The sequence below is a fragment of the Kitasatospora sp. NBC_00374 genome (assembly GCF_041434935.1).
In the GTDB taxonomy this organism is placed as follows: domain Bacteria; phylum Actinomycetota; class Actinomycetes; order Streptomycetales; family Streptomycetaceae; genus Kitasatospora.
Genome location: NZ_CP107964.1, coordinates 6,899,554 through 6,925,760, shown reverse-complemented (window position 1 = coordinate 6,925,760; position 26,207 = coordinate 6,899,554). Strand labels below are relative to the sequence as shown.

The following is a 26,207-nucleotide window of genomic DNA, read 5'->3' as shown; positions in this document are numbered from 1 at the left end:
AGAAAGATGGAGTGGGCGTGTCCGATCTTCGCCCTCGCGTGCTTCCCCTCTGGTAGAGGAGATGCCCACCGGCCGACGATTCAAAGCGGACCAGATGTATCGTCGATCGAGTCAATACCTGATCGTGACCGTGGAAAGCGGTGCGATCGTTGTACGAATGGCGGGAATGCCTCCGAAACCGGGGCATCTCGGATCAGAAACGGCAGGGAACATGTCCGGGACGGGCGACGAGCTCGAGGTATGGATCGACCAGGATCTCTGCACCGGTGACGGCATCTGCGTGCAGTACGCACCGGAGGTCTTCGAGCTGGACATCGACGGCCTGGCGTACGTGAAGGGGTCGGACGACGAGCTGCGCCAGCGGCCCGGCGAGACCGCCCCGGTGCCGCTGACGCTGCTTCAGGACGTGGTGGACTCCGCCAAGGAGTGCCCCGGCGACTGCATCCACGTGCGCCGCGTCGCCGACCGGGTCGAGGTCTACGGGCCCGACGCCGAGTAGCGGCGGGCCCACGGCCCGAGACTCAGGCCTGGGCGGCCGCGGCGGTGGTCTCGCCGCGGGTCCAGCGGCCGTCCTTGCGGACCCAGTTCAGGTCCTTGCTGACGTCGGGGCAGCAGCGCGGCACGTCCTCGTCCGAGTAGCCCTGGACGTGCGCGGTGACGAGGCCGCCGGACGGGGCCAACCTGGTGACGGTGAGGTTCTCGTCCGGGCGCAGCAGGGTCTCCAGCACCACCGGGCGGCCGTCGGTGCCGGGCCCGAGCAGCCAGATGCCGTCGGGCGGGGTGCCGTTGTCGGCGGCGCAGTGCGCGGCCACCACGGTGACCGGCCGGCCGCCGCCCAGGTCGGCGGGGAAGCTCGCCCCGACGCTGACCGGGAACGGCCCGCAGTCGAGCGGGAGTTCGGCCTTGGCCGGGTCGGGGGCGGCGGCCGGCGGGGTGGCTGTGACGGGCGGCCGGCTCGCCTTGACGGATCCGGTGGCCGGGTTCGCGGCGATCGCCCCGCCGACCACGGCGGCGCAGCCGGCGGCCACCAGGGCCCAGTGCCGCAGTCCGGGTCGGGCGTGGGCGGGCCCGGCCCGCTCGGCGTCCGTCGTCATCGTCTGCGCCGTCTCGACCGCTGCTTCCACCGGGCAGTTCCCTCCACCGGTACGGTGCCCCTGATCGGCACGGCGGGTGTTGTGAGCGAGCATCGTCCCACATGCCGGCGGCCTTGTCCGCACCGGGTCCGACGGCAGGTCAGCCGGGTTGTGCGGGAGCGCGCGCGAGGGGTGGCACGGTGGGCCGGGGCCCGGTGTGCCACCCCTCGCGGGTGTGCCGTCACGACGTCAGTCGAGGTCGCGCCCGTCGGCCGCGGCGGCCTTGCGGGTGGCGCGCCGGATGGCGGCGCGCTCGGCCAGGGTGAGCTCCGGCTCCACACCGGTCTCGTAGTCCTCGCCGTACGCGCCCTTGGCGGGGCGGCGGCGGCGCAGCGGCGGCTCGACCCCGTCGGCGAGGCGGCGGGAGGTCAGCAGGAAGCCGGTGTGGCCGATCATCCGGTGGTCCGGGCGGACGGCCAGGCCCTCCAGGTGCCAGGTGCGGACCATGGTCTCCCAGGCCTGCGGCTCGGTGAAGGTGCCGTGGTCGCGCAGCGCCTCGACGGTCCGCGACATCTGCGTGGTGGTGGCCACGTAGCAGCAGATCAGGCCGCCGGGGACGAGCGCCTTGGAGGCGACGTCCAGGCACTCCCAGGGGGCGAGCATGTCCAGGATGACACGGTCGACGTCGGTCTCGACCAGGTTGTCCTGGAGGTCGCCGACGGTGAGCTTCCACGCCGGGTGCGGGCCGCCGAAGTAGCGCTCGACGTTCCCCTTGGCGATCTCGGCGAAGTCCTCGCGGCGCTCGTACGAGGCGAGCATGCCGGTGTCGCCGACGGCGCGCAGCAGGTAGCTGCTGAGCGCTCCGGAGCCGACCCCGGCCTCGACCACGCGGGCGCCCGCGAAGATGTCGGCCATGGCGAGGATCTGGCCCGCGTCCTTGGGGTAGATCACCGCCGCGCCGCGGGGCATGGACAGGACGTAGTCGGGGAGCAGGGGTCGCAGCGCCAGATAAGGCACGTTCCCCGTGGTACGCACAACAGTGCCCTCGGGGGCACCGATCAGCTCGTCGTGCGGGAACGCACCCTTGTGGGTGTGGAACTGGTTCCCGGCCTGAAGCGTGAACGTGTAGTGACGGCCCTTGGGGTCGGTCAGCTGAACCTGGTCCCCGACCTGGAAGGGCCCGCGTCGGCGGGTGGCACCGGTCGGTTCGGACATGCGGACAATCTTAGGGGAAGCCGGACGTCCGTCCGACCAGCCCGTGCCTCCCGGCCCCGCGCCCGCCTACCGGCCGGCGACCGCGGCGGACAGCCGGCGCTCCAGGTCGACCAGGGTGAGCACCCCGTAGGGCGTCCCGTCGGGCCGGATCACCAGGTACTCGGTGGCCGGGGTGCGGCGCAGGGCGGTCAGCAGTTGCTCACCGGTCAGCTCCACGGAGATCCGCAGGCCCGGTTCCAGGTCGCGGGCCAGGGCGCCGACCGCCACCCACGGACGGCGGTGCTCGGGGATGGTGGTGACCGCGTGCTCCTTGACCAGCCCGGTGGGCTCGCCCCGGCCGTCGACCACCAGGATCGCGCCGGCCTCGGCCTCGCGGGCCTGCCGCATCGCCTCGCCGAGCGGGGTGTCCGCGGTGACGTGGACGGCCCGGCGGGTGACGTCGCGGACGTGCAGCAGCGGCAGGGCCTGCTTCAGCCGGGCGTTGCGCAGTCCTGCGGTGGCGCCGTTCCAGATGATCGCGGCGAGCACGGCCGCGAGCACGCCGTCGACCAGGCTGTCGGTGGTGGACTGCCCGGCGCCCGCCTGGAGGGCGCTGAACAGCGGCAGGCCGAACAGGACCACGACGGCCAGGATCCGGCCCGCCCAGGAGGCCGCCACGGTGCCCGCCATCGGCCGTCCGGTGAGGCCCCAGACGACGGCCCGCAGCATCCGGCCACCGTCCAGCGGCAGTCCGGGCAGCAGGTTGAAGGCGGCGACCACCAGGTTGGAGACCATCAGGCCGGCCAGCAGCACGCCGGGTACGGTGCCCGGGTCGACGGCGCGCAGGGCGAGGTAGAACAGCCCGCCGAGGACCACCGAGAGCAACGGCCCGACGAAGGCCAGCCAGAACTCCCGGGCGGGGCTCTCGGCCTCCTTCTCGATCTCCGAGACGCCGCCGAAGAACTGCAGCCTGATCCGCCGGACCCCCAGCCGGTAGCGCAGCGCCACCACGGTGTGGGCCAGCTCGTGGACCAGCACCGAGGCGTAGAAGGCGACCGCGAACGAGAAGGCCACCAGGTAGCGGGTGTATCCCAGCTCCGGCAGGATCTCGGTCAGCCGGCCGCCGAACACCCAGGTGATCAGCGCGGCGATGACGAACCAGGACGGGGTCACGTAGACCGGCACGCCGAACGGGCGCCCCATCAGGATCCCGCCGCGCGGCTCGTCCCCGTCGGGCCCGTCCGGCCGGCGGGCCGGAGGTTCGGCGGAGGTCTGTTGCCCCCTGGTGTCGCTCACGCTTGCCCTTCGCTCTTCGGTCCCCGTGGTCGGTGCGCCCACGCTACGTGATCGCGCGCGCGATTCGGTGCGCGCCCCTCGCAAGGCTCTATACCCCGTTCAACGCTGCGCGCGCCCCCATTGGTGCCGCCGACGGCCCGCCGCCACCGGCAGGTGTGTCCGTCCGCTCGGCAACCTGACAGCGGGATGAGAGCGACGGGCAATAGGGTCGGGGTATGCAGCAGACCGACCGAGACCCCGCCGCGACCGCGCAGCCGAGGCCGGCCACCGCCCCGACCGGCCTGTCCCCTTCCCGGGCCGGCGACTTCATGACCTGCCCGCTGCTCTACCGGCTGCGGGTGATCGACCGGCTTCCGGAGCCGCCCAGCCCGGCCGCCACCCGCGGCACCCTGGTGCACGCGGTGCTGGAACGGCTGTTCGACAGCCCGGCCGGCGAGCGCACCCCGGAGCTGGCCCGTGACCTGCTGCGCCCGCAGTGGGACCGGCTGCTGGCCGAGCGCCCGCAGCTGGCCGAGCTGTTCGGCGTCCCCGGACAGGACGAGGACGCCGCCGCGGCCGCGCTGACGCGCTGGCTGGGGGACGCCGAGAAGCTGGTCGACCAGTGGTTCCGGCTGGAGGACCCGACCCGGCTGCACCCGGTGGAGCGCGAGCTCTACGTGGAGACGGCGCTGGACTCCGGCCTGCTGCTGCGCGGCTACATCGACCGGGTGGACGTCGCCCCGACCGGCGAGGTCCGGCTGGTGGACTACAAGACCGGCCGGGCGCCCTCGCGGGACTTCGAGGGCAAGGCGATGTTCCAGATGAAGTTCTACGCGCTGGTGGTGTGGCGCTGGAAGGGCGTCGTCCCCAAGCGGCTGCAGCTGGTCTACCTCGGCGGCGGGGGCGACGTGGTCAGCTACGACCCGGACGAGGCCGACCTGCTCTCGGTGGAGCGCAAGCTGCTGGCCCTCTGGGAGACCATCACCCACGCCGTGGCCACCGGCGAGTTCCCGGCCACCCGCAACCGACTGTGCGACTGGTGCGACCACAAGGCCAGCTGCCCGGAGTTCGGCGGCACGACGCCGCCGTACCCGCTGCCGGTCCGCATCACCCTGCCCGAACAGAGCTGACGAGATCCCGACGGGGGACTGAGACATGAGCAAGAGGAGTCACAGGTGACGATCCGAGTGCTGCTGGTGGACGACCAGCCGCTGCTGCGCACCGGCTTCCGGATGATTCTGGAGGCCGAGTCGGACCTGGTGGTCGTCGGCGAGGCCGGGGACGGCCAGCAGGCGCTGGACCAGGTCCGGGCGCTCCAGCCGGACGTGGTGCTGATGGACATCCGGATGCCCCGGATGGACGGTGTGGAGGCGACCCGGCGGATCGCCGGCCCCGGCCGGGACGGCCCGGCCAAGGTGCTCGTGCTGACCACCTTCGACCTGGACGAGTACGTGGTCGAGGCGCTGCGGGCGGGGGCCAGCGGCTTCCTGCTCAAGGACGTGCCGGCCGAGGAGCTGGTGCAGGCGATCCGGGTGGTCGCGGACGGCGCCGCGATGCTCGCGCCCTCGGTGACCAGACGACTGCTGGACATGTACGCCACCCGGCTGCCGTCCGGCGAGGAGCTGCCCCCGCAGGCCCTCACGGTGCTGACGGAGCGTGAGGTGGAGGTGCTGAGGCTGGTCGCCCGCGGCCTGTCGAACGCCGAGATCGCCGCCGAACTGTTCGTCAGCGAGACCACCGTCAAGACCCACGTCGGGCACGTGCTGACCAAGCTTCAGCTCCGCGACCGGGTACAGGCCGCGGTGTACGCCTACGAGAGCGGCCTGGTGCGCCCCGGCGCGCTCTGAGCCCGCGGACGCCGAACGGCCCGCCCCTCCGGCTGGAGGGGCGGGCCGTTCGGCGTCCTGCGGTCAGGTCACTTCTTCTTGACCCGGCCGATCTCCCAGAAGCGGACCACGCCGGTGGTGTCCATGGTGGACTCGACACCGGTGATGTTGTTGCGCGAGGCGAAGAACGACTTGCTCTGGTACAGCGGCAGCAGCGGGGCCGACTCCGCGACCAGCTTCTGGATCTGGGTGTAGCTGCCGCCGGCCGTGCGGTCGGTGGACTTGATGCTCTCGGGCACCAGCGTCTGGCTGATCTTCGGGTCGTCCCAGCCGTTGTGGAACGCGCCGCCGTCGACCACCAGCGGGGTGATGAAGTCGTCCGGGTCCGCGTAGTCCGGGGTCCAGCCGACGCTGTACGCCTGGTACTTGCCGGACTTCCAGCCCGCCTTGTACGCGTCCCAGTTCGGCTCCTGCTCGACCGTGATCTGGAACAGGCCGCCGGCCTCCAGCTGCTTCTTGATCAGCTCCAGCTCGTCCGCGCCGGCCCGGGCCCGGGACCAGGTCATGGTGATCTTGACCGGGGTGGCGACCTTCGCGGTGGCGAGGATCTTCTTGGCCTTGGTGAGGTCCGGGTCGCCGTACCGGTCGAAGAAGGCCGTGTTGTGCGCGGTGATGCCGGCCGGGACGACCGAGAACAGCGGCTGCACGGTGTTCGCGTACACGTCGCGGGCCAGCGCCTTGCGGTCCAGCAGCTGCGCGGCGGCCTGGCGGACGGCGACGTTGCCGCCGACCGGGTCCTTGGCGTTGAAGACCAGGAAGCGGGTCTCCGCGCCGTCGCCCTCGGCCACCTTGAGCTCGCCCTTGCCGGCCAGCTCGTCGGCCTTGATCTGGGCCGCGGCGGTCGGCTCCAGGCTGTTGTCGGCCACGTCGACCTCGCCCTTGTCCAGGGCGGTCTTCAGCTCGTCGGCCTGGCCGAAGAAGCGCAGCGCGAACTTGGTGTTCTGCAGCTTGGCGTCGCCCTTGTAGCCGGAGTACGCCGAGAGCACGACCTTGCCGGGCGCGTGGTTGCCGGCCGAGGAGACCTCGTCGATCGAGTCGATCTTGTAGGGGCCGGAGCCGACCAGCTTGTTGTTCTCCAGCAGCTTGTCGGCCGGGAAGACCTGGTGGTCGACAATCGAGCCGGCCGCCGAGGCCAGCTTGGCCGGGAGGACCGCGTCCGGCGCCGCCAGGTGGAAGACCACCTCGTTCTCGCCCTTGGCCTCGACCGACTCGATGCTGGACAGCAGCGAGGACGGGCCGTTCGGGTCGGCGATCTTCAGCATCCGCTGTACCGAGAAGACCACGTCCTCGGCGGTCAGCGGGTGGCCGTTGGAGAACTTCAGCCCGCTGCGCATGGTGCAGTGGTAGGTCTTGGTGTCCGCACCGGTGAACTCGCAGGACTGCGCGGCATCGGGCTGCGGCACGGTCGCGCCGGCGGGGAACCGCAGCAGCGACTGGAAGGTGTTGTTCAGCACCATCCAGGAACCCGCGTCGTACGCACCAGCCGGGTCCAGCACGGTGGTCACGTTGGTGGTGCCCATGGTGATCGCGCCGTTGGAGTCACCGCCGGTGACGGCCTTCGTCGCGGAGGCGCAGCCGGCGGCCGTGGTGGCCACCAGAGCCGCACAGCTGAGGACGGCCAGGCGGTTGGCGGAAGTCATTCGGTTGGGTTCCTTCTGCATGCGGCCGGCTGCGGTGGGCGCCGGTGGCCTCGTCGCCCTGCCGGAGTGGGGCAGACCATGGAGGGCCTTACGACCGCGCTCGCCCCCTCCGACGGGCTTTCCCGGCGGCGGAGCTGACACGGCATGAGGTCGGGGCACTGATTCGGATGTAGCGTGCCACATCGAACATGTACGAATTGCACCCCTGTGTACGCCCTGGGCGCACCCATGCGACAGAGGTGGGCGAGTTGACAGGCAATGCCCGATTTATCCCATGATCATGAACACGCTGGGTTGCCACGGGGGTGCGGTACGGAAGCGGCGGACGCCCGACCGAGAGCAATCTCACACCCGGGCGGCGACCAGCGCGCGCAGCAGCTCCAGATCCACCTGTTCCAGCGAGGTCAGCACCGTCCGGCCCGGGCCCGGCTCGATCGCGGCCACCGACGGCACCGCGATCACCGGGCAGCCGGCCGCCTCGGCCGCGCGGACCCCGGTCGGCGCGTCCTCGACCACCACGCAGCGGGCGGGCTCGGCGCCGAGGCGGGCGACCGCGGCCAGGTACGGGTCGGGGAACGGCTTAGTGCGCACCACCTCGTCACCGGCCACCGAGAACGCGAAGTGGTGGGCGCCCAGGCTCTGCAGCACGATGTCGATGATGTGCCGGTGCGAGGCGGACACCAGGGCGGCCGGGATGCCGTGCGCGCCCAGCGTGTTCAGCAGCCGCTCGGCGCCCGGCATCAGCGGGACGCCGCCGGCCAGCAGGTCCACGAACCGCTGGTTGATCAGCACCGTCAGCTCGGACGGGGTGAGGGTCACCCCGGTCCGCGCCAGCAGGTAGTCGATCACCCGGCTCATCGGGCCGCCGACCACGTGCGCCCGGTCCGCCTCGTCCAGCGCGTAGCCGAGCTCGGCGAACAGCGAGGCCTCGGCCTGCCACCAGAAGTCCTCGGTGTCGACCAGGGTGCCGTCCATGTCGAGCAGCACCGCCTGCAGGCCCGCGCCGGCGCCCGTGGTCGGCGCGGAGGTGGAAACGGTCGTCATGCCGATGGTCCCTTCCGAAGAGCCGGCCACCCCGAGGGATGGCACAGGCCGACCCGCTGGTGAGCGAGCCGGCCCGTTCAGGATCATCAAGCTTACGCTTGCCCTCGCCTTTTGCAGCGAACGGAGCGCGAGCTGCGCGTTACCGGGCGTTGAAGTACTTGGCTTCGGGGTGGTGGATGACGATCGCGTCGGTGGACTGCTCCGGGTGGAGCTGGAACTCCTCGGAGAGGATCACGCCGATGCGTTCGGGCTTGAGCAGTTCGGCGATCTTCGCGCGGTCCTCCAGTTCGGGGCAGGCGCCGTAGCCGAGGGAGAAGCGGGCGCCGCGGTACTTCAGCGCGAACATGTCCCGGACGTCCTGCGGGTCCTCGTCGCCGAAGCCCAGCTCGAAGCGGACCCGGGCGTGCCAGAACTCGGCCAGTGCCTCGGCCAGCTGGACGGACAGGCCGTGCAGCTCCAGGTAGTCGCGGTAGGCGTTGCCCGCGAACAGCTCGTTGGCGGCCTCGGAGACCCGGTTGCCCATGGTCACCACCTGCAGGCCCAGCACGTCCCGCTCGCCCGACTCCTCGGGCCGGAAGAAGTCCGCCAGGCACAGCCGCCTCCCGCGCCGCTGACGCGGGAAGGTGAAGCGGGTGTTCTCGGAGCCGTCCTCGTTGAAGACGATCAGGTCGTCGCCCTTGGAGTTGGCCGGGTAGTAGCCGTAGATCACGGCCGGCTCCAGCCAGCCCTCGGTCTGCAGCCGGTCCAGCCACATCCGCAGCCGCGGCCGGCCCTCGGTCTCCACCAGCTCCTCGTAGGAGGGGCCGTCGCCGTTGCGGGCGGCCTTCAGACCCCACTGGCCCTTGAACAGCGCGTCCTCGTCCAGCCAGGAGGCGTAGTCCGCGAACGGGATGCCCTTGACGATCCGGTCCCCCCAGAACGGCGGGGCCGGCACCCGGTTGTCCAGCGCGACGTCGGAGCGCAGCTGGCCGAGGTTGACCTCCTCCTGCGGCTCCTCGATCTCGACCCGGGCGTGCCGGCGCTGGCGCAGCTCCGGCAGGCTGGCGCCGGGGACGCCGCGCTTGACCGCGATCAGGGCGTCCATCAGGCGCAGGCCCTCGAAGGCGTCGCGGGCGTAGCGGACCTCGCCCTGGTAGATCTCGTGCAGGTCCTGTTCGACGTAGGCGCGGGTGAGGGCGGCGCCGCCGAGGATGACCGGGTAGTCGGCGGCCAGGTTGCGCTGGTTGAGCTCCTGGAGGTTCTCCTTCATGATCACTGTCGACTTGACGAGCAGGCCGGACATGCCGATCACGTCGGCCTTGTGCTCGACGGCGGCGTCCAGGATCGCCGAGACCGGCTGCTTGATGCCGAGGTTGACGACGGTGTAGCCGTTGTTGGACAGGATGATGTCGACGAGGTTCTTGCCGATGTCGTGGACGTCGCCCTTGACGGTGGCCAGCACGATGGTGCCCTTGCCCTCGTCGTCGGACTTCTCCATGTGCGGTTCCAGGTGCGCGACCGCGGTCTTCATCACCTCGGCGGACTGCAGCACGAACGGCAGCTGCATCTGGCCGGAGCCGAACAGCTCGCCGACCACCTTCATCCCGGCCAGCAGGGTGCTGTTGACGATCTCCAGCGCCGGACGCCCGGCGAGGGCCTCGTCGAGGTCCGCCTCCAGACCACCCCGTTCACCGTCGATGATCCGGCGCTGCAGGCGCTCCTCCAGCGGCAGCGCCGCCAGCTCCTGCGCCTTGGACTCCGCGCTGGAGGCCACCGAGACGCCCTCGAAGAGCTGCAGCAGCTTCTGCAGCGGGTCGTAGTCCTCGGTGCGGCGGTCGTAGACCAGGTCGAGGGCGACCGTGCGCTGCTCGTCGGGGATCCGGGCCATCGGCAGGATCTTGGAGGCGTGCACGATCGCCGAGTCCAGGCCCGCCTCGACGCACTCGTGCAGGAACACCGAGTTGATCACCATGCGGGCGGCCGGGCTGAGGCCGAAGGAGATGTTCGACAGGCCGAGCGTGGTCTGCACGTCCGGGTGGCGGCGCTTGAGCTCGCGGATCGCCTCGATGGTCTCCACGCCGTCCCGGCGCGACTCCTCCTGGCCGGTGCCCAGGGTGAACGCCAGGCAGTCGACCAGGATCGAGCCCTCCTCGATGCCGTACTCGCCGGTGAGCTGGGCGATCAGCCGCTCCGCGATGGCGACCTTGGTCTGCGCGGTGCGGGCCTGGCCCTCCTCGTCGATGGTCAGCGCGATCAGACCGGCGCCGTGCTCCCGGGCCAGCGAGGCGACCTTCCCGAACCGGGTGTCCGGACCGTCACCGTCCTCGTAGTTGACGGAGTTCAGCAACGCCCGCCCGCCCAGCGCCTCCAGACCCGCGCGCAGCACGTCCGGCTCGGTGGAGTCCAGCACGATCGGCAGGGTGGAGGCGGTGGCGAGCCGGCCGGCGATCTCCTTCATGTCGGCCACGCCGTCCCGGCCGACGTAGTCCACGCACAGGTCCAGCAGGTGGGACCCGTCCCGGATCTGCTCCCGCGCGATCTCCACGCAGGCCTGCCAGTCGCCCGCCAGCATCGACTCGCGGAACTTCTTCGAACCGTTGGCGTTGGTCCGCTCACCGATCGCCAGGTACGAGGTGTCCTGCCGGAACGGCACCGCCTGGTACAGCGAGGCGGCGGACGGCTCCGGGCGCGGCTCGCGCGGCACCAGCGGACGGCCCTGGACCCGCTCGACCACCGCCCGCAGATGCTCGGGCGTGGTACCGCAGCAGCCGCCGACCAGCGACAGGCCGTAGTCACGCGTGAAGACCTCGTGCGCGTCGGCCAGCTCGACCGGCGACAGCGGGTAGTGCGCACCGTCCTTGCCGAGCACCGGCAGACCCGCGTTGGGCATGCACGACAGGCCGACCCGGGCGTTCTTCGCCAGGTAGCGCAGGTGCTCGCTCATCTCCGCGGGGCCGGTGGCGCAGTTCAGGCCGATGTAGTCGACGCCCAGCGGCTCCAACGCGGTCAGCGCCGCACCGATCTCGGAGCCCAGCAGCATGGTGCCGGTGGTCTCCACCGTCACCTGCACCAGCACCGGCAGGTCCACACCCGCCTCGGCCAGCGCCCGCTTGCAGCCCAGCACCGCCGCCTTGGTCTGCAGCAGGTCCTGACTGGTCTCCACCAGCAGCGCGTCCACCCCGCCCGCGACCAGACCGGCCGCGTTCGCCTGGAAGCCGTCGCGCAGCAGCTCGTACGGGGCGTGGCCCAGCGTCGGCAGCTTCGTGCCCGGCCCGATCGAGCCCAGCACCCAACGCGCCCGGCCGTCCTCGGCCGTGAACGCGTCCGCGGCCTCGCGGGCGATCCGCGCACCGGCCTCGGACAGCTCGAACACCCGCTCGGGAATGTCGTACTCGCCCAGCGCCGCGTGGTTGGCACCGAAGGTGTTCGTCTCCACGCAGTCCACACCCACCGCGAAGTACGCGTCGTGGACCGAACGCACGATGTCCGGGCGGGTCACGTTGAGGATCTCGTTGCAGCCCTCCAGCTGCTCGAAGTCCTCCATCGTCGGATCCTGCGCCTGCAGCATGGTGCCCATCGCACCGTCCGCAACCACCACCCGGGTGGCGAGGGCTGCACGCAGGGCATCCGCCCGCCCCTGCTGGGCGGACGCGGTCTGGGCGGGCGAGGGGACGGCTGTGGCCATGTGGCTGCTCCTGGGTGCGACGGCTGTCGGCTATGCGGTCCCGGTCTGTGATCCGGGACGCACGCGGTCAGGGTATCCGGCCGAGGGCCCGCGCATGGAACCCGTATCGCATCGTGGGCGTCCTGATGGACGCCGAACGAGGACGGGGAGGGCTTGTGCGACGAGCGATACGGGCGAGGCTGAGGGCGATGCGCGCCCGCTGGCGCGGATGGAGCCGATGGCGCCGAACGGGCGTGGCGGCCTTGCTCGGCCTGGCCCTCGTCCTGCTCCCGATCGCCACGGCGGCCGCCGCCCTGCGGCTCGCGTACACCGGGGAGCCGGCCGCCGACGCCCGCACCCGGGGCCGGGACGCGGTCTGGCTCGGCCACGCCTGGGTGGACGGCCGAAAGGGGGACGCGGACCTCGCCGAGCTCGGCCGACGGCTGGCCGGCACCGGGATCCGCGACCTCTACGTGCACACCGGGCCGCTCTCCCACGACGGCTCGCTCGACCCCGCGCTCCACCCGAAGGCCCGGCAGTTCGTCGAGAGCGTGCACCGGACGCTGCCCGGCATCCGGGTGCAGTCCTGGCTGGGCGACGTGGTCGCCCCGGAGAAGGAGGGCCTGCACCTCGACCGGGCGGACGTCCGCGACCGGATCACCGCCTCCGCCGCCCAGGTGCTGGACCTCGGCTTCGACGGCGTGCACTTCGACATGGAGCCGGTGCACTCCGAGGACGCGGGCTTCCTCGGCCTGCTCGACCAGACCCACGCGATGACCGCCGCCCGGGGTGTCCCGCTGTCGGTGGCCGCCCCGCAGATCGACCCGGTGCCGGGCCTGCACGTCGCCGGCACCGGGCTGACCGGCCACGGCAAGTGGTGGTCGCAGGCGTACTTCGCCGAGACCGCCCGACGGGTCGACCAGATCGCGCTGATGTCCTACGACACCAGCATGCAGCTGGAGTCGCTGTACGGCGGCTACGTCGTCCACCAGACCCGGCTCGCCCTGGAGGTGACCCCGGACCGGGTCGACCTGCTGATGGGGCTGCCCGCCTACTGGGACGACACGTTCAGCCACCGCGGCTCCGCCGAGACCGTGGCGGCCGCCGTCCGCGGTGCCCGGCTCGGCCTCGGCGGCGACCACCGCCAGGCCTTCGGTCTGGCCCTGTACGTCGACTTCACCGCCACCGACCGGCACTGGGCCGAGTACCGCGACGGCTGGGGCGCGCGGTAGGTCCCGTCCGGTTCCCCGGGCCGCCGGACGCTCTGCCCGTGCGGACGGCCTCAGCCGAACGGCGTGCGGTGCAGGGCGATCAGCAGCCGCCAGACCTGACCGGCCATGACCGGCGGATCGGCGGGCCGGTCGCCGTGGAGCCAGTCCGCGAGCAGTGCCGTGAAGGCTCCGGCGACCGCGGCGGCGACGATGTCCGGGTGGGGCGCGCCGGCCAGCTCGCGCTCGGTGCGGCTGCGCTCGCGCAGCTGGAGGTTGAGCAGCTCGCCGAGCGGGCCGCTGCCGCCCGGGTGGAGCAGCGAGCGGTACAGGTCGCGCCGGCCGCGCGCCTGGGCCAGGAACTCGGCCAGCGCGGGCGGCGGCGCGGCCGGGTCGGGGGCGCCGCGCCAGGCGTGCAGGGCGTCGACCGCCTCCCGGACCACGTCCGCGCAGGCGTCCACGGCGAGCGCCTGGAGGTCCTGGTAGTGCAGGTAGAAGGTGGCCCGGGCGGCCCCGGCGCGGCGGACCACCGCCGAGACGCTGACCTGTTCCAGCGGGCGTTCGGCGCACTCGGCGAGCAGCGCCGCCCGCAGGCCGGCCCTGGTCCGCTCGGCCCGGGGGTCGCCCGCCGGGGTCATCCCGCCACCAGGACGGCGGCCAGCGCGGCCGCGCCGGGCAGCGCCTGGGCGAACAGGATCCGCCGGTTGGCGGTGGCCGCCCCGTACAGGCCCGCCACCACGACGCAGCACAGGAAGAACACCTGCACCCGGTAGCCGGTGGGGTCGGCGGCGATCAGGCCCCAGACCAGGCCCGCGGCCAGGAAGCCGTTGTAGAGGCCCTGGTTGGCGGCCAGCGGCGCGGTGGCCGCGGCCAGGTCCGCGTCGAAGCCGGAGAGCTCGCGCCCGGGCCGGCGCTGCCAGAGGAACATCTCCAGCACGAGGAAGTACGCGTGCAGCAGGGCCACCAGGGCCACCAGCACGACCGACAGGATCTGCATCGTCACTCACCACTTCATAGACAACTGTCCACTCATCATAGACAGCAGTCCATAAAGTTACGAGTCCTGCAGCCAGACCGCCGTGTCCGGCGGCAGCAGCCCGCCGGCCGGCGGCCCGCTGGCCAGCAGCACGGCGCCGTGCGGCGGCAGCGCCACCGGCTCGCCGCCCAGGTTCACCAGGCAGCTGAAGCCGCCCGCCCGCCGGAACGCCAGCACCTCCCGGCCCGAGGGCAGCCAGGCGAACTCCCCCGCCACCGCGCTGCGCCGGATCCGCAGCGCGGACCGGTAGAGCTCGAGCATCGAGTCCGGGTCACCGGACTGCGCCTCGACCGTGAGGGCGCCCCAGCCGGCCGGCTGCGGCAGCCACGGCTCGACACCCGCCGGCGCGAAGCCGTACGGGGGCTCGGAGCCCGACCAGGGCAGCGGCACCCGGCAGCCGTCCCGGCCGGGGTCGGTGCCGCCGGAGCGCAGGTGCATCGGGTCCTGCAGGCGCTCCGGTGGCAGGTCCTCCACCTCGGGCAGGCCGAGCTCCTCCCCCTGGTAGAGGTAGACCGAACCGGGCAGCGCCAGCGAGAGCAGGGCGGCCGCCCGGGCCCGGCGGCGCCCGAGCGGCAGATCGGTGGGGGTGCCGAAGGCCTTGGCCGCGAAGTCGAAGCGGGTGTCGGCCCGGCCGTAGCGGGTGACGGTACGGGTCACGTCGTGGTTGCAGAGCACCCAGGTCGCGGGGGCGCCGACCGGGGCGTGCGCGGCCAGCGTGGCGTCGATCGAGGCGCGCAGCTGGAACGGCTCCCAGGGGCGGGCCAGGAAGTCGAAGTTGAACGCGGTGTGCAGCTCGTCCGGACGCAGGTAGCGGGCGAAGCGCTCGGTGTCGGATACCCAGATCTCGCCGATCAGCACCCTGGGCTCGGCGTAGGAGTCGGCGATGGCGCGCCAGGAGCGGTAGATCCCGTGCAGCTCGTCCCGGTCGACGAACGGGTGCGGGTCGCGGCCTGGTTCGAAGTCCGGCAGGGCCGGGTCCTTGGCGAGCAGGCCTGCGGAGTCGATCCGCACGCCGGCCGCACCCCGGTCGAACCAGAACCGCAGGATCGACTCGTGCTCCGAACGCACTTGAGGGTGCGCCCAGTTGAGGTCGGGCTGCTGGACGGCGAACAGATGCAGGTACCACTCCCCCGGGCTGCCGTCGGCGTTCACCGTCCTGGTCCAGGGGCACCCGCCGAACTCGGACTTCCAGTCGTTCGGGGGGAGTTCACCCAGCGCGCCGCGCCCGGGCCGGAAGTGGAACAGGTCGCGCTCCGGGCTGCCGGGGGCGGCGGCCAGCGCGGCGCGGAACCACGGGTGGGCGTCGGAGACGTGGTTGGGCACGATGTCCACGATCGTCCGCAGGCCCAGCTCCAGACCCTCGGCGATCAGCTTCTCGGCCTCGGCCAGGGTGCCGAAGGCCGGGTCGACGTCCCGGTAGTCCGCCACGTCGTAGCCGCCGTCGGCCATCGGCGACGGGTACCAGGGGTTGAACCAGACCGCCTGGACGCCGAGTTCGGCAAGGTACGGCAGGCGGGAGCGGACCCCGGCAAGGTCCCCCGTGCCGTCGCCGCCGCCGTCGGCGAAACTGCGCGGGTACACCTGGTAGATCGCGGCGTCCCGCCACCAGTCCGAAGGCTCGGGCTGCTGTGCCACGGTGGGGCCCCTTTCAGAAGGCTCGATGCGGTTGACGGGCCGTCAGCCCTTGAGGCTGCCCGAGGTCAGACCGGCCATGATGTTGCGCTGGAAGATCAGGAAGAACACGATGGTGGGCGCCGAGGCGATCGCCAGCGCGGCGATGACGACGTTCTGCGAGACGCCCAGCGACAGCGAGTTGATGCCGATGTTGAGCGGCTGCTTCGCGGGGTCGGGCTGGACCAGCATCGGCCACAGGAAGTCCTTCCAGACGTTCACCACCGCGAAGATCGAGACCACCCCGAGGATCGGCCGGGACATCGGCAGCACGATCGACCACAGCGCCCGCAGCGGGGTGGCCCCGTCGATCGCGGCCGCGGCCATCAGCTCCTCGGGGACGGAGTCGAAGAAGCGCTTCAGCAGGAAGATGTTGAACGCGTTGGCCACGGTGGGCAGCCAGATCGCCCAGGGCGTGTTGACCAGGTTGACGTGCAGCAGCGGCAGGTCCAGCACGGTGAGGTACTGGGGCACGATCAGCACCGCCGCCGGGATCATCAGGGTCGCGAGCATCATCCCGAGGATCAGGTTTCCCAGCACCGGCCGCAGCTTCGACAGGGCGTAGGCCGCCGCGACGTCGAACACCAACTGGAAGGCGAGTGCCCCGAAGGCGTAGTACAGCGTGTTGAACAGCAGCCGGCCCATCCTCAGTTGACTCCACGCCTCACGGTAGGTGTCGGTGTGGATCTGCTCGGGGAAGAGCGTCGGCGGGTTCTGGACGACTTCCCGGGTGGACTTGAGGCCGCCGGTGACCAGCCAGTAGAGCGGGCCGAGGAAGACCAGCGTGAAGACGGCCACCACCAGGGTGAGCACCGTCCAGTAGACGATCCGGCCGCCGCGGCGGTTGATCCGGGTGTCGGAGATCAGGGTGCGCATCTGGCCATTCCCTAGTCTGCGGTGCGGCTGAGCCGCGCGTAGAGGCCGGAGAGGCCGGCGAGGACGATCAGCATGACCAGGCCGAGCGCCGAGGCGCTGCCGTAGTCGTTGAAGTTGAAGGCGTACTGGTAGATCAGGTAGACCACGGTGGTGGTGGAGCCCTGCGGGCCGTTGCCGCCGGTGAGCAGGAAGGGCTCGACGAAGACCTGCATGGTGGCGACGATCTGGAGCAGCAGGAGCAGCGAGAGGATCAACCGGGTCTGCGGGATGGTGACGTGCCAGATCCTGCGCAGCAGACCGGCGCCGTCCAGTTCGGCCGCCTCGTACAGCTCGCCGGGGATGCCCTGCAGCGCGGCCAGGTAGACGAGGGTGGCGCCGCCCATGTTCATCCAGGTGGCGGCGACGACCACCGAGACCATCGCGGTGGACGAGGAGTTCAGCCAGGCCGAGGTGGGCAGGTGGAGGAAGCGCAGGACGCTGTTGAACAGGCCGTACGACGGGTCGTAGAAGTACTTGAAGAGCAGCACCGAGGCGACCGGCGGCATCATCACCGGCAGGTAGACCAGGATCCTCAGGTACGCCTTGGCGTGGCGCAGTTCGTTCAGCAGGACGGCGACCACGAACGGCACCGCGAAGCCGAGCACCAGGGCGAGGAGGGTGAAGAGCAGGGTGTTGCGCCAGGCCTGCCAGAAGGCCGGGTCCTGGAGGATGTGGTCCAGGTTGTCCAGGCCGACCCAGGTGGTCCTGCCGCGCCTGGTCCTCTGGAAGCTCATGACGACCTCGCGGACCATCGGGTACCACGAGAAGTAGGCGAAGCAGAGCAGCGCGCCGAGCAGGAAGCCGTGCGCCGTGAGGTTCCGGCGAACGCGCTGCTTCAGGCCGGCGCGGCGGGAGGCGGGGGCGGGATCCGGGGCCGGGCCGGCGGGCTTGCGGCGGGCGAAGGCGCTGATCGCTGCCATGGGGAGGGAGCTCCTGATTCGGTGGGCCGGGGAGGTGCGGGGCGCGGGGGCCGGCGGTGTGTGTGCTGCGCCGGCCCCTGCGCGCCGCTACCCGAGGCTCGCCAGGACCTGGTCGACCTGGCTCTCGGCGTCCGCGAGCAGCTTGTCCACGTTGGCGTTCCGGTCGGTCAGGACGCCTGAGACGGCGTTGTCCAGGACCTTGTAGATCTGCTGGGCGTTGGCCGGCTCGGTCCTGCCGGGCACCGACGCGGCCAGGTACGGCGCGTAGTTCTTCACCGGGACGGTGGCGTCGGCGGCCTTGGCCCGGTTGTCCGCCTCCAGGCTGGCGCCGGTGAAGAAGAACGGCTGGGGCAGGCCGACCGGCAGTCCGTCGGTCTTGTTGCGGGCGTAGTCGAACTGGCCCCTGCCGATGGTGAGGAACTTGAAGTTGATCCAGGCGATGCCGGCCTTGATCTGGTCGGGGCTGGACCCCTTCTTGAACAGGTAGTCGTTGCCGCCGAGCAGGGCCGCCTTGCCGCCGGGCATCGGACCCATGCCGTAGTCCTCGTAGTTGCCCTTGAGGGTCTGGACCATGTACGTGATGTCGTCCGGGGCGCCGACGTACATGCCGAGCTTGTCGGTGGACATCTGGGTCATCAGGTCGGGCCACTTGAGGCCCTGGGTGGCGCCCATGCTGTTGTCGGTCCAGCGCATGTCGTACAGGTTCTGCAGGACCTTCCTGCCCTCCGGCGTGTTGAACGCCGCCTTCTTGCCGTCCTCGGTGGTCATCGAGCCGCCGAGGCCGTACAGCTCCGCGGTGTAGTGCCAGCCGCCCTGGTTGGTGGCGCTGTAGTCGCCGTAGCCGTTGACCCCGTTGCCGAGGGCGGCGATCCTCCTGGCGGCCTCGCGGACGCCCTCCCAGGTGGTCGGCGGCCGGTCGGGGTCCAGGCCGGCCCGGGTGAAGAGCTTGCGGTTGTAGAGCAGGCCCATCTTGTAGTTGGAGTAGGGCAGGCCGTAGAGCCTGCCCTCCGACTTCAGGGTGGCCAGCACCGAGGGGTCGATGTCCTTGAGGGCCGGCACGGACTTCTCGTTGACGTAGGCCGAGATGTCCTCGGCGCCGTCCGCGTCCAGCACCTGGTCGAGGTCGGTGAAGTAGCTGTAGAAGACGTCGGTCTGGGTCCTGCCCTTGAGCTGGGCGGTGAAGGCCGCGGGCTCCTCGCAGGGGAAGCCGTCCTTCGCCTTGACGGTGACGTTCGGGTAGAGCCTGCTGAACGCCGCCACGTCGTCGGCCCACTGCTTGCGCTCGGCGGCCTTGGTGACCGGCGGCTGGCAGTCGATGCTGATCGTCACCTTGGTGCCCGGGTCGAGCGGGGCCGAGGCGTCGGACGATCCGCCCTGGTCGCCGGAGCCGCCGGTGGAGCCCGGGGAACTGCAGGCGGCGGCGCCCAGCGCCAGGCCGGCCGCGGCGAGAAGGGCGACGGATCTGCGGAGGAGCCGGTCTCTGTTCATGCGGGTGGACCCTTTCGAGCACGTGGGCAGCGCCGAGGCGCGGGAGTAGCCCGTGATTTCCGGTGGGGGCCGCCCCCGGGAAACGCAGTCGGGTGGCGGGGAAGCGTGAGCGAGGTCGTACCTCGGCCGCTGCGGTGACGCATCGCCTGCTGGCGTCGACCACTTAACCAGCCTCGACAGATGACCACAAGATGTCGACGAGACTTCGCAAAAAGCTGACTGTCCACTTGCGGCAGTGGCGCCGGGCCGGCGTCATATCCGGGCATGCGAAAGCGGGCGGGCACCGAAGTGCCCGCCCGCTCGACGATGCTCCGTCAGCCCGCCGCGGTCAGCCCCGCTCGCGCACCGGCGCGGTCGAGCCGCGCACCACCAACTCCGGCTCGAACAGAAGCTCGTCGTGGGTCACCTTGACCCCGGCGATCTCTCCGACCAGCAGCTCGACGGCCGCCCGGCCCATCGCCTCGATCGGCTGCCGGACGGTGGTCAGCGGCGGATCGGTGCACATCATGAAGGAGGAGTCGTCGTACCCGATCACCGACACGTCGTCAGGGACGGCCAGGCCCGCCCGGCGCACCGCGCGGACGGCGCCGAGCGCGAGCGGGTCGGAGGCGCAGACCACGCCGGTGATCCCCCGCCTGAGCAGCCGGGTGGTCGCCGCCTGCCCGCCCTCCAGGCTGAACAGGGCCCGCTCGACATGCTCCTCGGGCAGGTCGAGGCCGGCCTTGGCCATCGCGGTGCGGGCCGCCGCCAGCTTGCGGTGGGACGGCACGTGGTCGGCCGGGCCGAGCACCAGGCCGATCCTGCGGTGGCCCAACTGCTTGAGGTGGCCGACCGCCTGCTCGACCGCGACGGCGTCGTCGCAGGAGACCCGGGGGAAGTCCAGGTGGTCGATGGCCGCGTTCAGCAGCACGGTCGGCAGGCTGCGCTCGGCCAGCCGGTCGTAGTGCTCGTGCGGGGCGTCGCCCTGGGCGTACAGGCCGCCGAAGAAGACCACGCCGGAGACCTGCTGCTCCAGCAGGAGGTCCACGTAGTCGGCCTCGGAGACCCCGCCCGCGGTCTGCGTGCACAGCACCGGCGTGAAGCCCTGGCCGGCCAGGGCGCCGCCCACCACCTCGGCGAACGCGGGGAAGATCGGGTTCTGCAGCTCGGGCAGCACCAGGCCGACCAGCCGGGCGCGTTCGCCGCGCAGTTGGGTGGGCCGCTCGTAGCCCAGCACGTCCAGTGCGGTCAGCACCGCGGCCCTGGTCGCCTCGGAGACGCCGGGCTTCTCGTTCAGCACCCGGCTGACGGTCGCCTCGCTCACCCCGACCTTCTTGGCCACCTCGGCAAGTCGTCGTGTCATGCCGGCGAGTCTACGTCAGATCACGCAAATGGCTTGCGCTGATTTGCAAATCAAGGCGCATGCACTCTTCGCAGTTGATCCACTACGATCCGTAACCAGACGCCAGGCCGCCCGGCCGGCCCGTGCACCTCCGGAGAGACCCGTGCGCCACAGACTGCTCGCCGCCCTCGTCGCCGTCCCCCTGCTGCTCGCGGGCGCCCCGGCCCAGGCCTCGGCCGCGGACCCGGGCGGCTACGCCGCGCTCGGCGACTCGTACGCGGCGGGAGTCGCCGCGGGCGGGTACGACACCGCGAGCGGTGACTGCCACCGCAGCACCCGGTCCTACCCGGCGCTGTGGGCCGCCGCGCACCACCCCGCCGGCTTCGTGAACGCCACCTGCAACGGGGCCACCGTCGACGACGTCCGGCGCGACCAGCTGCCCCGGGTGCCCGCCGACGCCGCCGTGGTCACCCTGACCGTCGGCGGCAACGACCTCGGGTTCGCCGACGGGGTGGTCGCCTGCCTGCAGCCGATCACCACCGACAGCCGCTGCGACCGCGCGCTGGACGAGACCGAACGCCGACTGCGCGAGGAGCTGCCCGCACGGCTGACCACGCTCTACGGCGAGGTGCGCAGCGCCGCCCCGGCAGCCCGTGTGGTGGTCACCGGGTACCCGCACCTGCTGCACACCGGCACCGTCTGCACCATCGGAACGGACCCCCGCCGGGTCCGCTTCAACGCCCTGACCGACCGGCTGGACGAGCTGATCGAGCAGCAGGCCGGAAAGCAGGGCTTCGAATTCGCGGACGTCCGGCCCGCCTTCGCCGGTCACGGCGTCTGCTCGGGCGGCAGCCAGGAGTGGATCACCCGGTTCGTCCTGACCCACCTGTGGGAGTCCTTCCACCCCACCGCCCGCGGCCAGTCCGACGGCTACCTCCCGGCCGTCGCCGCGGCGCTGGCCTAGGGTGCGCCCCGACACCGTCCGGGCTGCCGCGGGGCCTAATTCCGCCCTGCCTCCAGTGCCCTCGGATAGGCTCTCTCCCCTCCGGCCGGGGCAGGCATCAAAGACCGTAGGCTGGGCAGGTAGGGACCGTGGAACGGGGCGTTCCACGCGAGAGTTGAACAGTCGGCGGCCGGCCAGCCGGTGCGCACCGGACGGGGGCGGCGGCTGACCGATGGAGGGAGACGCTGGGTGATCGAGCTGGAGGACGTTCCCGAGTTGATCGACCCGGTGATGGTCTGCGCCTTCGAGGGCTGGAACGACGCGGGTGACGCGGCCTCTGCGGCCGTGGGGCACCTGGACGAGACCTGGGGCGGGAAGGTGTTCGCCGCACTCGACGCGGAGGACTACTACGACTTCCAGGTCAACCGCCCGACCGTCTGGCTGGACGGCGGGGTCCGCCGGATCACCTGGCCGACCACCCGGCTCTCGGTGGTCCGGGTGACCGAGCCCAAACCCCGGGACCTGGTCCTGGTCCGCGGGATCGAGCCCAGCATGCGCTGGCGCTCGTACTGCAACGAGCTGCTCGGTTTCGCGCACGAGCTGGGCGTGGAGCTGGTGGTCATCCTGGGCGCGCTGCTCGGCGACACCCCGCACAGCCGGCCGGTCCCGGTCAGCGGGGTGACCTCGGACGCCGCGCTGGCCCGCACGCTGGACCTGGAGGAGAGCCGCTACGAGGGCCCGACCGGCATCGTCGGTGTCCTGCAGGAGGCCTGCGCGCACGCCGGGGTGCCGGCCGTGACGCTGTGGGCCGCGGTACCGCACTACGTGGCCCAGCCGCCGAACCCGAAGGCGACGCTGGCCCTGATCAACAAGCTGGAGGACCTGCTCGACCTGCGGATCCCGCCGGGCGAGCTGGCCGAGGACTCCCGGGCGTGGCAGCTCGGGGTCGACCAGCTGGCCGCCGAGGACAGCGAGGTCTCCGAGTACGTGCAGCAGTTGGAGGAGGCCCAGGACACCGCGGAGCTGCCGGAGGCGTCGGGCGACGCGATCGCCCGCGAGTTCGAGCGCTACCTGAGGCGGCGCGACAACCTGGGGCCGACCGGGGAGAAGCCGGTGTCCGGCCACGCCACCGCGGAGCGCCCCGCCGATCCCGAGCCGGGGGTGAAGCCCGCCGACGACAAGCCCGCCGACAGGGCCCCGGACACGGCGGAGGACACGGCGGAGAATCACGCCGACCAGGCCGACCAGCAGCCGGACGGGCCCACCGACGAGGGCGGGGACGGCAGTACGGGCTGAGCCGTACTGCCGGAGGGGGCGTCAGGACCTGGTCCTGACGCCCCCTCCGGCAGTACGGGCTCCGGGCGTCTACAGGGCGACGCCCAGCAGTGCGTCCACGGTCCGCGAGACCAGGCCGGGGGCGCCGATGTCGTCGCCGCCGGTCTCGGACTGGAGCACGGCCCAGCGGTCGACGGCGGCCAGCGCGGCCGGCGCGTCCAGGTCCTCGGCCATCGCCGCGCGGACCTCGGCGAGCAGGCCCTCGGCGGACGGGCCGTCCGGCCGGGAGACCGCCGCGCGCCAGCGGGCCAGCCGCTCGACGGCGTGCTCGAGGTCACCGTCGGTCCACTCCCAGTCGCTGCGGTAGTGGTGGGCCAGCAGCGCCAGCCGGATCGCCGCCGGGTCGACGCCCTCGCGGCGCAGCGCGGAGACGAAGACCAGGTTGCCGCGGGACTTGGACATCTTGTGCCCGTCCAGGCCGACCATGCCGGCGTGCACGTAGGCCTGGGCGTACGGGTGCTCGCCGGTGGCGACCTGGGCGTGCGCGGCGCCCATCTCGTGGTGCGGGAAGGAGAGGTCGGCGCCGCCGCCCTGGATGTCGAAGGACATCCCGAGGAACTGCAGGGCGATCGCCACGCACTCGATGTGCCAACCGGGCCGGCCGTGGCCGAGCTCGGTGTCCCAGGCGGGCTCGCCGGGGCGGGCGGCCAGCCAGAGCAGGGCGTCCAGCGGGTGCTTCTTGCCGGGCCGCTCGGGGTCGCCGCCGCGCTCGCCGAAGACCGGCAGCATCTGCTCGCGGGTGAGGCCGGAGACCTCGCCGAACCGCGGGTCGGACTCGACCGAGAAGTAGATGTCGCCGTCGAGCTCGTACGCGGCGCCGCTCGCCAGCAGCTTCTTGACCAGCGGGACGATCCACGGGATGGACTCGACGGCGCCGATGTAGTGGGCGGGCGGCAGGATCCGCAGCGCGGTCATGTCCTCGCGGAACAGCGCGGTCTCGCGCTCGGCGAGGGCCGTCCAGTCCTGGCCGGTGGCGACGGCGCGCTCCAGCAGCGGGTCGTCCACGTCGGTGACGTTCTGCACGTAGAGGACGTCGTGGCCGGCGTCCTTCCAGACCCGCTGCACCAGATCGAAGGTGTTGTAGGTGGCAGCGTGGCCCAGGTGGGTGGCGTCGTACGGGGTGATGCCGCAGACGTACAGGCGGGCGGTCGGCCCCTGGGGCACGACCTCTCGGACACTGCTTGTGGCGGTGTCGTGGATGCGCAGGGGGAGCCCCTGACCGGGCAGGGCGGGAACCTCGGAGGCGGGCCAGGAATGCATGGCTCCGACTCTAACCTTGCGATCATTTGAAAGGCTAACCAGTCGCAAGGATCGGCTTGAATCGCTTTCCGACCGTTTCAAGCACGGAATGGGGCACCTCGGGCGACTTCGGTCAGACCGGCGGCCAGGGGATCGACGGCCAGTCAGGTGACGGCAGCGGGTGGCGACCGCCGCGGCGCAGCGCGGCGACCCGCTCCCGGGTGGCGGTCAGCTCGGCTGAGGTCAGGTGCGGGCCCAGCTCCCGCGCCAGCGGCCCGTCGAGCTCGGCGGCCAGCCGGTCGAGCACCTCGTGGGCCTCGGCCGTGAGCGGCTGCTCGGCCCAGCCCCAGAGCAGGGTGCGCAGCTTGCCGGGGACGGCGAAGGTGACGCCGTGGTCGATGCCGTAGATCCGTCCGTCGGCGGCGGGCAGCCAGTGGCCGCCCTTGCGGTCGGCGTTGTTGAGGACGGCGTCCAGCACGGCGAGCCGGCGCAGCCGCTCGTCGTCGCGGTGGACCAGCAGTGCGGTGCGGCCCTCCCCCACCTCCGCCCGGACGATCGGGAGCCAGCCCGGCTCGGGGCCGGCCGGGTCCTGCAGGGCCAGCAGCTCGGGGGCGTCCGGGTCCGGCTCGATCCAGAGCTGGACCATGCCGGGGCCGTGCGGGCCCTCGCGCAGGACGGTGGGCGGGATCAGCTCCCACCCGGTGGCGGCGGCCAGCCGGTGGGCGGCGACCTCGCGGCCGGCCAGGGTGCCGTCCGGGAAGTCCCAGAGCGGGCGCTCCCCGGCGACCGGCTTGTAGACGCAGGGGGCGGCCAGTCCGGCCAGCTCGACGGTGCAGTAGAGCACGGCGTTGGAGGCCTCGGTGACCCGGCCGTGCACGGTCAGCGCGCCGGAGCTCAGCAGCTCCAGGGCGGCGCCGGTGTCGGCCGCCAGGGCCGCGCTGGTCGCCGGGTCCGTCACCGGGACGGCGTCGCTGTCCGGCTGGGTGTTCAGCGCCGGTAGCCGTTCGCGCGGGGGCACAGGTGGCCCTCGGGGTCCAGCGGGAGGTTGCAGAACGGGCAGGGCTTGCGGCCGGCCGCGACCAGGTCCAGGGCGCGCTTGGCGAAGACCCGGGCCATCGCCCCGCTGAGCCGCACCCGGAGCATGTCCGGGCCGTTCTCGTCGTCCTCCAGGGCGGCTTCCTCGTCCTCGTCCTCGGTCACCGCCTGGGCCTCGACCACCAGGCACTCGTCCACGCTGTCCCAGGCCAGGGCCATGGTGCCGACCCGGAACTCCTGCTCCAGCGGCAGGTCCAGCGGAGCGGTGTCGATCAGGTCGGCGGGGGCCACGGCCGGGATCGCGGACGAGCCGGCGGTGCGTCGCAGGGCCTCGTCGAGGACCTCCTCGACGCGCTCGGCCAGCGCCGCGACCTGGGTCTTCTCCAGCAGCACGCTGGTCATCCGCCCGCGTGAGCTGGCCTGGAGGTAGAAGGCCCGGGAGCCGGGCTGGCCGACCGTACCGGCCACGAACCGCTCGGGCTGGTCGTAGAAGTAGACCTGACGGGGCACTCTCTCGCTCCGGATCGGGATCGGGCAGGGGCTGTCTGTGGCCAGCCTACGGCTTGCGCGGCGGCCGGGGTGAGGCGTGGGGTCAGGGTGTGGGCGCGGGTGCGGGCGCCCCGGTGTCGCCACCGACCACCGCGTCCTCGTCGGCGGTCGGACGGTCCGGCCGGGGCGCCAGCGAGGCGAGGCTCCCGGTGTCGCCGAGGCGCAGCAGGTACGGGCGGTGCGCGGTGTAGCGGATCGCGGTCACCGAGCAGGGCTCGACGGAGATCCGCTGGAAGTGGTCCAGGTGCAGCCCGAGGGCGTCGGCGACCACGGCCTTGATCACGTCACCGTGCGAGCAGGCGACCCAGACGGCGTCCGGGCCGTGCTCGGCGGCGATCCGGTCGTTCCAGTCCCGCACGGCGTCGACGGTGCGGTGGCTCAGCTCGCGCAGCGACTCCCCGCCGGGGAACGCGGCGGCCGAGGCGTGGTCCTGGACGGTCCGCCAGAGCGGTTCCTTGGCCAGCTCGCCGAGCGGCCGGCCGGTCCAGTCGCCGTAGTGGCATTCGCCGAGGCGCTCGTCCGGCTCGGGTGCGCCGAGCTCGGGGCGGGCGGCGAGCAGCGGTTCCAGGGTCTGCCCGCAGCGCTCCAGCGGGCTGGAGACCACCTTCGCCAGCGGGATCCCGGCGAGCCTGGCGGGCAGCTCGGCGGCCTGGGCGCGCCCGGTCTCGTCGAGGTCGACGCCGGGCGTCCAGCCGGCCAGGACACCGGCCGTGTTGGCGGTGGAACGGCCGTGTCGGACGAGCAGCAGGGTGGGCATGCGGCCAAGCCTACGGCTTGCGCGGTGCGGGTGGC

Annotated in this window: 23 protein-coding genes; 6 read left to right on the top strand and 17 right to left on the bottom strand. The window is 72.2% G+C overall.

Annotation, left to right across the window (positions count from 1 at the left end):
* Positions 1-211: 211 nt before the first annotated feature.
* Positions 212-499 (top strand): ferredoxin, encoded by a 288-nt coding sequence (locus OG871_RS30725; protein ID WP_371501251.1) that lies wholly within the window; start codon positions 212-214, stop codon positions 497-499.
* 22 nt (positions 500-521) lie between these two features.
* On the opposite strand, the gene OG871_RS30720 is transcribed toward OG871_RS30725, so the two are convergent.
* The 3 genes from OG871_RS30720 to OG871_RS30710 form a co-directional block, all read right to left on the bottom strand.
* Positions 522-1,124 carry a hypothetical protein gene (locus OG871_RS30720; protein WP_371501250.1) on the bottom strand — a complete coding sequence of 201 codons (603 nt, stop codon included), beginning with the start codon at positions 1,122-1,124 and terminating at the stop codon, positions 522-524.
* A gap of 198 nt (positions 1,125-1,322) precedes the next feature.
* Positions 1,323-2,288 (bottom strand): tRNA (adenine-N1)-methyltransferase, encoded by a 966-nt coding sequence (locus OG871_RS30715; protein WP_371501249.1) that lies wholly within the window; start codon positions 2,286-2,288, stop codon positions 1,323-1,325.
* 66 nt (positions 2,289-2,354) lie between these two features.
* Complete coding sequence (locus OG871_RS30710; RefSeq protein WP_371501248.1) at positions 2,355-3,563, bottom strand: site-2 protease family protein; 1,209 nt, start codon at positions 3,561-3,563, stop codon at positions 2,355-2,357.
* A 215-nt stretch (positions 3,564-3,778) separates the two neighbouring features.
* Between OG871_RS30710 and OG871_RS30705 the strand changes: the two genes are divergently transcribed.
* On the top strand, positions 3,779-4,672 hold the full coding sequence (locus OG871_RS30705) for a RecB family exonuclease (protein ID WP_371501247.1): 894 nt from the start codon (positions 3,779-3,781) through the stop codon (positions 4,670-4,672).
* Positions 4,673-4,717: 45 nt separating this feature from the next.
* Positions 4,718-5,389 (top strand): response regulator, encoded by a 672-nt coding sequence (locus OG871_RS30700; protein WP_371501246.1) that lies wholly within the window; start codon positions 4,718-4,720, stop codon positions 5,387-5,389.
* A gap of 68 nt (positions 5,390-5,457) precedes the next feature.
* On the opposite strand, the gene OG871_RS30695 is transcribed toward OG871_RS30700, so the two are convergent.
* From OG871_RS30695 to metH, 3 genes are all read right to left on the bottom strand, one after another.
* Entirely contained in the window at positions 5,458-7,068 is a 1,611-nt protein-coding gene (locus OG871_RS30695; protein WP_371501245.1) for an ABC transporter substrate-binding protein, read from the bottom strand.
* Positions 7,069-7,413: 345 nt separating this feature from the next.
* On the bottom strand, positions 7,414-8,112 hold the full coding sequence (locus tag OG871_RS30690) for an HAD family hydrolase (protein ID WP_371501244.1): 699 nt from the start codon (positions 8,110-8,112) through the stop codon (positions 7,414-7,416).
* 139 nt (positions 8,113-8,251) lie between these two features.
* Positions 8,252-11,776, bottom strand: coding sequence for a methionine synthase (gene metH, locus OG871_RS30685; RefSeq protein WP_371501243.1), 3,525 nt, complete (start codon positions 11,774-11,776; stop codon positions 8,252-8,254).
* A gap of 233 nt (positions 11,777-12,009) precedes the next feature.
* On the opposite strand from metH, the gene OG871_RS30680 reads away from it, so the two are divergent.
* Positions 12,010-12,987 (top strand): hypothetical protein, encoded by a 978-nt coding sequence (locus tag OG871_RS30680; protein ID WP_371501242.1) that lies wholly within the window; start codon positions 12,010-12,012, stop codon positions 12,985-12,987.
* Between the two features lie 50 nt (positions 12,988-13,037).
* On the opposite strand, the gene OG871_RS30675 is transcribed toward OG871_RS30680, so the two are convergent.
* The 7 genes from OG871_RS30675 to OG871_RS30645 all read right to left on the bottom strand — a co-directional run bounded on the left by OG871_RS30675 (position 13,038) and on the right by OG871_RS30645 (position 20,335).
* Positions 13,038-13,601, bottom strand: a complete 564-nt coding sequence (locus tag OG871_RS30675; protein WP_371501241.1) for a TetR/AcrR family transcriptional regulator — start codon at positions 13,599-13,601, stop codon at positions 13,038-13,040.
* On the bottom strand, positions 13,598-13,960 hold the full coding sequence (locus OG871_RS30670; RefSeq protein ID WP_371503475.1) for a DUF1304 domain-containing protein: 363 nt from the start codon (positions 13,958-13,960) through the stop codon (positions 13,598-13,600). Before OG871_RS30670 ends, OG871_RS30675 begins: the two co-directional genes overlap by 4 nt.
* Positions 13,961-14,017: 57 nt before the next feature.
* On the bottom strand, positions 14,018-15,634 hold the full coding sequence (locus tag OG871_RS30665; RefSeq protein WP_371501240.1) for a glycoside hydrolase family 13 protein: 1,617 nt from the start codon (positions 15,632-15,634) through the stop codon (positions 14,018-14,020).
* Between the two features lie 42 nt (positions 15,635-15,676).
* Complete coding sequence (locus tag OG871_RS30660; protein ID WP_371501239.1) at positions 15,677-16,546, bottom strand: carbohydrate ABC transporter permease; 870 nt, start codon at positions 16,544-16,546, stop codon at positions 15,677-15,679.
* Between the two features lie 11 nt (positions 16,547-16,557).
* On the bottom strand, positions 16,558-17,505 hold the full coding sequence (locus OG871_RS30655) for a carbohydrate ABC transporter permease (RefSeq protein ID WP_371501238.1): 948 nt from the start codon (positions 17,503-17,505) through the stop codon (positions 16,558-16,560).
* An 87-nt stretch (positions 17,506-17,592) separates the two neighbouring features.
* Positions 17,593-18,993 carry an extracellular solute-binding protein gene (locus OG871_RS30650; protein WP_371501237.1) on the bottom strand — a complete coding sequence of 467 codons (1,401 nt, stop codon included), beginning with the start codon at positions 18,991-18,993 and terminating at the stop codon, positions 17,593-17,595.
* A 328-nt stretch (positions 18,994-19,321) separates the two neighbouring features.
* On the bottom strand, positions 19,322-20,335 hold the full coding sequence (locus OG871_RS30645) for a LacI family DNA-binding transcriptional regulator (RefSeq protein WP_371501236.1): 1,014 nt from the start codon (positions 20,333-20,335) through the stop codon (positions 19,322-19,324).
* Positions 20,336-20,477: 142 nt separating this feature from the next.
* Here OG871_RS30645 and OG871_RS30640 point away from each other — a divergent pair, with 142 nt between their 5' ends.
* Together OG871_RS30640 and OG871_RS30635 are read left to right on the top strand one after the other, a co-directional pair.
* Positions 20,478-21,278, top strand: a complete 801-nt coding sequence (locus OG871_RS30640; RefSeq protein ID WP_371501235.1) for an SGNH/GDSL hydrolase family protein — start codon at positions 20,478-20,480, stop codon at positions 21,276-21,278.
* Between the two features lie 228 nt (positions 21,279-21,506).
* The gene (locus OG871_RS30635; RefSeq protein ID WP_371501234.1) at positions 21,507-22,553 is read left to right on the top strand and encodes a PAC2 family protein; all 1,047 of its coding nucleotides are present in this window, start codon (positions 21,507-21,509) and stop codon (positions 22,551-22,553) included.
* 69 nt (positions 22,554-22,622) lie between these two features.
* Here OG871_RS30635 and mshC read toward each other — a convergent pair whose 3' ends face one another.
* The 4 genes from mshC to OG871_RS30615 form a co-directional block, all read right to left on the bottom strand.
* Positions 22,623-23,852, bottom strand: a complete 1,230-nt coding sequence (mshC, locus tag OG871_RS30630) for a cysteine--1-D-myo-inosityl 2-amino-2-deoxy-alpha-D-glucopyranoside ligase (protein ID WP_371501233.1) — start codon at positions 23,850-23,852, stop codon at positions 22,623-22,625.
* 112 nt (positions 23,853-23,964) lie between these two features.
* Positions 23,965-24,789, bottom strand: a complete 825-nt coding sequence (locus OG871_RS30625; protein ID WP_371503474.1) for an SCO1664 family protein — start codon at positions 24,787-24,789, stop codon at positions 23,965-23,967.
* Positions 24,790-24,818: 29 nt separating this feature from the next.
* A complete protein-coding gene (locus tag OG871_RS30620; RefSeq protein ID WP_371501232.1) occupies positions 24,819-25,376 on the bottom strand; it encodes a DUF3090 domain-containing protein in 558 nt (185 codons plus the stop codon).
* Between the two features lie 82 nt (positions 25,377-25,458).
* Positions 25,459-26,172 carry a histidine phosphatase family protein gene (locus tag OG871_RS30615; protein ID WP_371501231.1) on the bottom strand — a complete coding sequence of 238 codons (714 nt, stop codon included), beginning with the start codon at positions 26,170-26,172 and terminating at the stop codon, positions 25,459-25,461.
* Positions 26,173-26,207 lie beyond the last annotated feature (35 nt).